Origin of the sequence: Chryseosolibacter indicum (genome assembly GCF_018598585.1) — a bacterium.
Taxonomy (GTDB): domain Bacteria; phylum Bacteroidota; class Bacteroidia; order Cytophagales; family Cyclobacteriaceae; genus Chryseosolibacter; species Chryseosolibacter indicus.
This window is the reverse complement of sequence record NZ_JAHESD010000062.1, coordinates 25,616-32,883: the sequence shown is the minus strand read 5'-3', so window position 1 is coordinate 32,883 and position 7,268 is coordinate 25,616. Positions and strand designations below refer to the sequence as shown.

8 protein-coding genes are annotated in these 7,268 nt (G+C 41.7%); 6 read left to right on the top strand and 2 right to left on the bottom strand.

Going from position 1 to position 7,268, the window contains the following annotated elements:
- Window positions 1-626 (top strand): fumarylacetoacetate hydrolase family protein (locus KK060_RS20215; RefSeq protein ID WP_254155642.1); only part of this gene is annotated, 626 nt, incomplete at its 5' end.
- Between the two features lie 13 nt (window positions 627-639).
- Window positions 640-2,217, top strand: coding sequence for an aldehyde dehydrogenase (NADP(+)) (locus KK060_RS20210; RefSeq protein WP_254155635.1), 1,578 nt, complete (start codon window positions 640-642; stop codon window positions 2,215-2,217).
- A gap of 132 nt (window positions 2,218-2,349) precedes the next feature.
- Here KK060_RS20210 and KK060_RS20205 read toward each other — a convergent pair whose 3' ends face one another.
- Both KK060_RS20205 and KK060_RS20200 read right to left on the bottom strand, forming a co-directional pair.
- Window positions 2,350-2,565 (bottom strand): hypothetical protein, encoded by a 216-nt coding sequence (locus KK060_RS20205; protein WP_254155634.1) that lies wholly within the window; start codon window positions 2,563-2,565, stop codon window positions 2,350-2,352.
- Between the two features lie 192 nt (window positions 2,566-2,757).
- Entirely contained in the window at window positions 2,758-4,005 is a 1,248-nt protein-coding gene (locus tag KK060_RS20200; protein WP_254155633.1) for an MFS transporter, read from the bottom strand.
- Between the two features lie 573 nt (window positions 4,006-4,578).
- Here KK060_RS20200 and KK060_RS20195 point away from each other — a divergent pair.
- From KK060_RS20195 to KK060_RS20180, 4 genes are all read left to right on the top strand, one after another.
- On the top strand, window positions 4,579-4,791 hold the full coding sequence (locus tag KK060_RS20195; protein WP_254155632.1) for a hypothetical protein: 213 nt from the start codon (window positions 4,579-4,581) through the stop codon (window positions 4,789-4,791).
- Window positions 4,788-5,003, top strand: coding sequence for a hypothetical protein (locus KK060_RS20190; RefSeq protein WP_254155631.1), 216 nt, complete (start codon window positions 4,788-4,790; stop codon window positions 5,001-5,003). Before KK060_RS20195 ends, KK060_RS20190 begins: the two co-directional genes overlap by 4 nt.
- A gap of 32 nt (window positions 5,004-5,035) precedes the next feature.
- Entirely contained in the window at window positions 5,036-5,449 is a 414-nt protein-coding gene (locus KK060_RS20185; protein ID WP_254155630.1) for a GreA/GreB family elongation factor, read from the top strand.
- Between the two features lie 453 nt (window positions 5,450-5,902).
- Complete coding sequence (locus KK060_RS20180) at window positions 5,903-7,057, top strand: ROK family protein (RefSeq protein ID WP_254155629.1); 1,155 nt, start codon at window positions 5,903-5,905, stop codon at window positions 7,055-7,057.
- Window positions 7,058-7,268: the final 211 nt, after the last annotated feature.

The window sequence follows — 7,268 nt, the reverse complement described above, 5'->3', positions numbered from 1 at the left end:
CATGTGGTGTCACTTATTACAGAAGTAAAGTTGGTCGTCAGGAAGAATCGAAGTCTGCGGGAGGAAGTGATTTTTATGCCCGGGTTTATGAAGCTGAACGTCCGGAGATATTTTTCAAGGCAACTCCGCATCGTGTTGTTGGTCATCGGGGTAAAGTGCGAATTCGAAAAGACTCTGCCTGGGATGTTCCCGAACCTGAACTTACGCTGGTGGTAACAACTTCGGGTAAAATCATAGGATATACCATTGGTAATGATATGAGCTCACGAAGCATTGAAGGGGAAAATCCTCTCTATCTTCCCCAGGCTAAAACTTACGATGGCGCAGCTGCAATAGGACCGGGCATTTACGTTGCCGAGAAGCCGCTCAGTCCTGATACCACCATTTATTTGAAAATTCTTCGCTCAGATAAAATTGTTTTCGAAGGGAATGTCGCGATCAATCAGATAGTACGGAAGTTCGAAGACCTGGTGTCTTTTCTATATCGTGAATGCAGTTTCCCTGCAGGTGCTTTTGTAATGACGGGCACGGGCATTGTACCATCCAGCGATTTTACACTACAAAAAAACGACACCATACACATTACCATTGAACCGATTGGTACATTGATTAATACAGTAGCTTGAGGAGAATTAACATATGAAGTTGACAGGGAAAAATTTTATAGGAAGTGAAAGATCAGGAAGCGGCAAAACCTTTCAAGCAGAAAATCCTGCTACATGTGCTGTTTTAAGTCCGGAATTTTTTGAGGCAACGCCCGCCGAGATTAACGCTGCGGTAGAAAAGGCAAGTGTAGCATTTCAAGAATATCGGGATAAGACGGGGATTCAAAAAGCTGACTTTCTTGAAGCAATAGGGGAGCAAATTGTTGCGCTTGGTGCTGAGCTCATCCAAAGATGTACAGAAGAAACAGGCCTGCCGGAAGCAAGGATCATTGGTGAACGTGGTCGTACTGTTGGGCAGCTAAAATTGTTTGCTCAACTCTTGCGTGAGGGCTCCTGGGTTGATGCCCGGATAGACACAGCTGATCCGGCAAGATTGCCACTACCAAAGCCCGATGTGCGAAGTATGCTCAGGCCCCTTGGACCTGTCGGGATTTTTGGAGCCAGCAATTTTCCCCTTGCATTTTCAGTTGCCGGCGGCGATACGGTTTCTGCGCTTGCTGCAGGGTGTACGGTTGTTTTTAAAGCCCATCCAGCTCATCCTGGAACATGCGAGCTCGTAGCCAATGCAATAGTAGAAGCCGTAAAGATAAGTGGGATGCCCGATGGTACTTTCTCTATGGTATACGGTAAATCCATTGAGGCAGGACAGTTTCTTGTAAGACATCCGCTGATAAAAGCAATTGGGTTTACAGGGTCCTATGTTGGAGGGAAATCGATCTTCGATGAGGCGAACAAGAGAGCGGAGCCTATTCCTGTATTTGCAGAAATGGGAAGCACCAATCCTGTCTTTATACTTCCTGAGGCGTTGAGCCAACGAGGTGAGCAAATTTCATCAGAGCTTGCTGCATCCATTACGCAGGGTGTTGGCCAGTTTTGTACTAATCCAGGACTTGTGTTGGTTGAGGAGTCTGAAGGGAGTACTGCGTTTAAAAAGAGAATTAAAAACGTGTTTGGAGATATTACCTCAGGGGTAATGCTTACGCATGGAATGCAGGAAAATTTTTCTCGAGGGGTTGAGAGGCTACAGAAAGTAGAAGGGGTTAGAGTCCTTGCAACTGGTAAGAATGCAGGAGATGGTTATCAGGGAATACCTTCCTTGCTTGAAACAACAGCAAATACTTTTTTAAATGAACATACCCTGGAAGAAGAAGTTTTCGGTCCTTCTTCATTGATCATTACAGCAGCCAAGCGTGAAGACTTGATGGCTGTTGCAAACAAACTTTCCGGACATTTGACAGTGACACTGCATGCTACAGAAAACGATCTGAAGGAATTTTCATCGCTGGTATCGGTGCTTGAACAAAAAGCCGGACGACTCATCATTAACGGTTATCCTACGGGAGTTGAAGTATGCCATAGCATGGTACACGGAGGACCTTTCCCTGCAACATCCGACAGTCGTTCAACCTCAGTTGGAACACGAGCAATTACACGTTTTGCACGCCCTGTTTGTTACCAAGGCTTTCCCCAGTGGCTGTTGCCAGCCGAGCTTCAAGACTCCAATCCCAATAAAATATCGCGTCTTGTGAATGGAAACTTGCAACGAGATTAGAAATTGGTCATGCAGTAAAGCTGAATGATTGAAAAGGTAGTAGAAATAACTTCAACACTGACATTCGTAATTTGTAGGCGGTCAACATTCCGAACCATCATCGCTTATATTATTTTTGAAAGGGATGTTGTTCTATAATGATGATTGCTTTGGCAATGCCTTTTGCAGAACAACTCTTGATTCATGTAGTAGTTTATTGCTTTCAAGAAGTATTTGTTGATCGCTTTTTAGAGAGTCATAACAGCGAGAGAGCTGCTTTTCAGAAAGTACGAGCGATTTGCTTGTGTTTCGAATGCTATTGAGAAGGGGAGATGCAGAAGTAATTTGTGGTTCTTTGGTGGTTTCCATAATTCATTTGGAGTTAAACTCCTTATTGAATCCATGGAGACAGATCATATATTCTCACTTGGAAAAGCAGAGAGCCTGATTCGATTAAATAAGTTGCTCAAATATAACCATTTAATGTAAACAATTATTCAAGTTCCGATGATGGCTGTTAAGTTACGACCGGTGCACCAGAAGCACTGTCGACAAGTTGGGTTAGGAATTTTGGGGTTGAAAGTTGCCTTGTTTCTCATCTTTCTTCCCGAGCCGCATAAGTGCAGGCGTGAGAAAAGAAACTATTCCTACCAGTAACACGGCCGTGCCCGATATCAGGAAGGCATTAGTAACACCGATTATTTCAGCAATGACACCGGTAAACAATAGTCCAACCATGCTGGGTAGGAGGGCCATGCTGAAATACAGGGAAAATACCCGGCCGAGCATGTGTGGTTCTACTTCTTCCTGAATGGTTGTCATGAATGCGGCTGAGAAAATGGACATTGACATCCCTCCCAAGGTTGTAACGAGAACAAAACCAGGGAACCAGGAGGGGGGAAACCAACCGGATAGTACAAACGTGAATCCCAGTATTATGTGCATTGTATTTACCAGAATGACTTTCGATATTTTGACTCGTGCCATTCCCAACAGTGAACCTCCAGCAAGCATACCGATTCCCCACACGATCTCGATAAGACTCATCTGCCACTTTCCACCAGCGTAATGTCCTGTTGTAAGTAGCGGGAACAGCACAGCAACGGGCATAATAAAGAACGTTGCGATCATCGCATAGAGAAATAAAAAGCCCAGTCCTTTGTTGGAATAGATGGCACTAAACCCATCCTTAAGTTCTGTAAGTACCGTAGACATTGACGAATGTGCTGTAGCGTCTAAACGAGGTATGGTTACAAATAGCAATGAACCAATCGCTGCGACGGCACCAAATACGTCCAGGTACAATACATTAGAGATTGAGAAAAATGTTATAGCCAGAGTTCCTAAAGCCGGGCCGCCGATGCTGCTAACAGACTGCAACATCTGATTGATACCGGAAACCCGAAGCAATTCACTTTCCGGTACGATGAGCGGGGCAACGGCCTGCATAGCAGGAGTATGAAAAGCATTTCCAATTGAGCGGCAACCCAACAACACGTAAACCAACAACAAGTCTCCGCCCTCTTTCAATACAAATGTCATTGCAAATGCGCAGAATGCAATAAATGCGTCGGCATAGATCATTACCTTTTTGCGATCCCAACGGTCAATGAATACACCCACGAACGGACCGATAAGGGCTTGCGGCAATAATCCGGCAATTCCTGCGAAAGCCAATACTTCTGCAGAATCGTACTCTAAACTAAGCCAGATAACTACCGCAAATTGTACGGCGTAACTTGTGAGCGTTGATATAAACTGTCCGGTCCATATGAAGATATAAGTCCGGAACCACTTTTGATTTTTCATAAACAGCTGAAGAAAATTACAACGAATTACAACCAGCTATGGTTGTCATCTACTATGTCATCTACTATAGGTATGGAAAAGTTTAGACCATAGGTTGAATGATCCAGTGCTTAAGGCTAATCTTTGTATCAATAAACAAATTTCATAATGTCGAAGATACAAAATTAAGGTCGCGTATTGCTTTGGTTTATTATCACGCTATTGATGATTTTAGAATTATTCGCCTTTGCAGCACATATTATAGATGGATTAGATCTTTTGTTGTAGCAATAAGAGGTTGAACCAATAAGCATATAATGACGTTAAAAAAGTATATTGCTAATAGACAGAATATATAATTGTGTTTTAATTTTTTGATCATGAAAAATACCCATACTTTTTGGCACGGATTTACGTGTGGGCAATTGCTCATGACGTCAAATCCACTTGGCTGTGAATACATAACGCCTTTAATCTTTCATTCCTGACCCGTCCATTATACGGACGGACAATTTTATTTCGCATTTAGTAAGCGTGGGTCTGTGACACAAGTCTCAGTCCCCTTGTTTTTTTTCACCTACTAAAATCATCACTATGAATGAAAGGAAATTTAAGCTTAGTATGCTTGAATATTCTAAAGTTATTCTCTCTAAGATAAGTTTTGATAAAAAACTATTCAGGAAAGAATATAGAAAGGCATTTAAATACCTGGACAACGGGGAACGCGCAGCCCTTAAAAACTGGGTGCGATTGCAATCGGATATGTTAACTCTCAATGAGATAAAGTATCAAAAACTATCATCATGACGAACATTAAGAATAAAATAGAGGACCCTATAAATGATATGATTCGAACAATGCTGATTCTTCTTTTAGCAATTGTTTTAAAAGATGGCTATGCGGAGAGTCTTACTTCACATGGTTTAATTTTGCTTTCTCTTCCTGTAATCGTCTTCGTTTATATATTAAGTATCTATCAGGACCAAGAGCGAGCAAAGACGAAAGAACAACTTGAGTAAAATTTTAAATAAGTCAATCTTATAAATAAGAAATGATGCAAAAACCAATAACAATTACAGTAAATGATTATCAAAGGTTAATGGGACTAATAGAGTTCGCTTCCTTAAAAGCAAAAATGCCAAAAGTAACAAGTCAATTGATGGAGAATTTGGGCGAAGCGAAATTATTGCCTCAACATGAAATAATGGACAACGTTGTAACGATGAACTCAAGAGTTAAGTTGAAGGACCTGACGAACAGAATAGAAGCAGAGATTACGATAACTTATCCTGAAGATGCTGAGCCCCGGGAAAGAAGAGTTTCGGTTTTTTCGGAAATCGGACTGGCTCTGCTAGGAAGAAAAGAAAACGATGTAGTGTCATGGCGAATTCCAAATGGAATTGGAATGTTTGAAGTCCAGAAAGTAACGTATCAGCCAGAAGCTGCAGGTGACTACTACTTGTGATGTCTAATTTGATTATGAGTAATCCCTATAGGTTACGTGTGAATTTATTTAATAAGCTAAACAAAGAAGCAATGCTTGCCAATGTGACAAGCGTTGCTTTCTTTTTTATTGATCCTGGGTAAACGTCTGGTAAGCGAATTGTTACTGATATTGCTTAACGTTGAATTTTTCCCCCTAGCGCTTTTGTATAGGTTAATAGCTGTGAACGTTCCGAAAACTTGCTTGCTATTCATACGTTCTCATCGTTTTCTAATGTTCCTTATTTCTTATCCGAAATTGTATACAAAAGACATAACTACTTTAAAATGTGCGGGTAGTTTCAAAGGCAGAGTCGATTTTTACCTCTTGTTGCATATGCAGTAATAGAATACGTGCAGGGGGTGTAATTCTATTCCTAAGTTCCTGCATGTATTGTTTAGCTAAACCGGTTTGGCTAATTTTGATTTTTAAACCATGAGTATTTATACCGATAAGCGTATCGTCATGACGCTAGATGCAGGGGGGACAAATTTTGTGTTCTCTGCAATTCAAGGGGGAGAGGAAATCGTTGATCCCATTATAATGGAGTCCAATGCCCATAACCTTGATCAGTGCCTCCGCACTATTATTACGGGTTTTGAGCAAGTAAAGTCGCGACTTCCGGAGGCTCCTATAGCAATAAGTTTTGCGTTTCCAGGACCTGCTGACTACAGGGCGGGCATTATCGGCAAGCTTCCCAATCTTCCTGCTTTTAAAGATGGCGGAATAGCGTTGGGCCCAATGTTAGAGGACTATTTTAAGTTGCCCACTTTTATTGGCAATGACGGAAACCTTTTTGCTTACGCGGAAGCAATGGCAGGTGCCTTGCCATACATCAACGGTTGTTTATTTGAGAGAAATGTATCCAAACGCTATTCCAATCTTCTTGGAATAACACTAGGAACAGGGTTTGGTGCAGGGCTTGTCGTTAACAATACACTGTGTGAGGGAGATAACTTTGCCGGTGGTGAAATCTGGCTATCCCGAAGTATCGTTAACCCAGCTATGTTTGCTGAAGCACAAATGAGCACCAAGGCGATTCAAATGGCCTATGCCCAAAAATCGGGTAACACCGATTCAAGGTTAATGCCCAAGGACATCAGTGAAATAGCACAGGGTATCAAACCTGGTAATAGATCCGCAGCCCTTGAAGTATTTAATGAGGTGGCATTGGTGATTGCGGAATCGCTTTGCCATGCCGTTACGCTAATAGATGGGATTATTGTTATCGGAGGTGGAATTTCAGGTGCTTACTCATTGCTTATTCCTAAAATTATTGAGCACATGAATGGAACAATTCAGACGCTTGATGGCAGGCACATTCCCCGATTAGTCAGTAAAGTATACGACCTTGAAGACAAGCAGTCATTTGAGCAATTTCTGAGTTATAAAGATCAAGAGGTAGAGGTTCCCTTTTCAAATCGAAAAGTACCATATGAAAGTGAAAAGCGTATTGGTATAATCAAGTCACGAATTGGAACAAACCGAGCCATTTCCATTGGTGCTTATACGATTGCTCTTCATCGACTTCCTCAGCATATTTCAACAGCGGAACAGGATCTCAAATTAACTAAGTCTTCAATCCTCTAATACACATAAAGACGATTGTTAATTATTTCGGTTGAGTTGGGCAGGAAGCAATTGATTGCTTCCGATCTTCACAAACAATGCAATGCTGAACATATCTAAAAGTGCCGTTTCGTTTATTATGAAAGAGCTGAAGGTCAAAAAGGTATTTCTAATACACTCCCGCGCATTTTAATACTCTTCCTATACACTGCTAATACTTCGGGTATACATA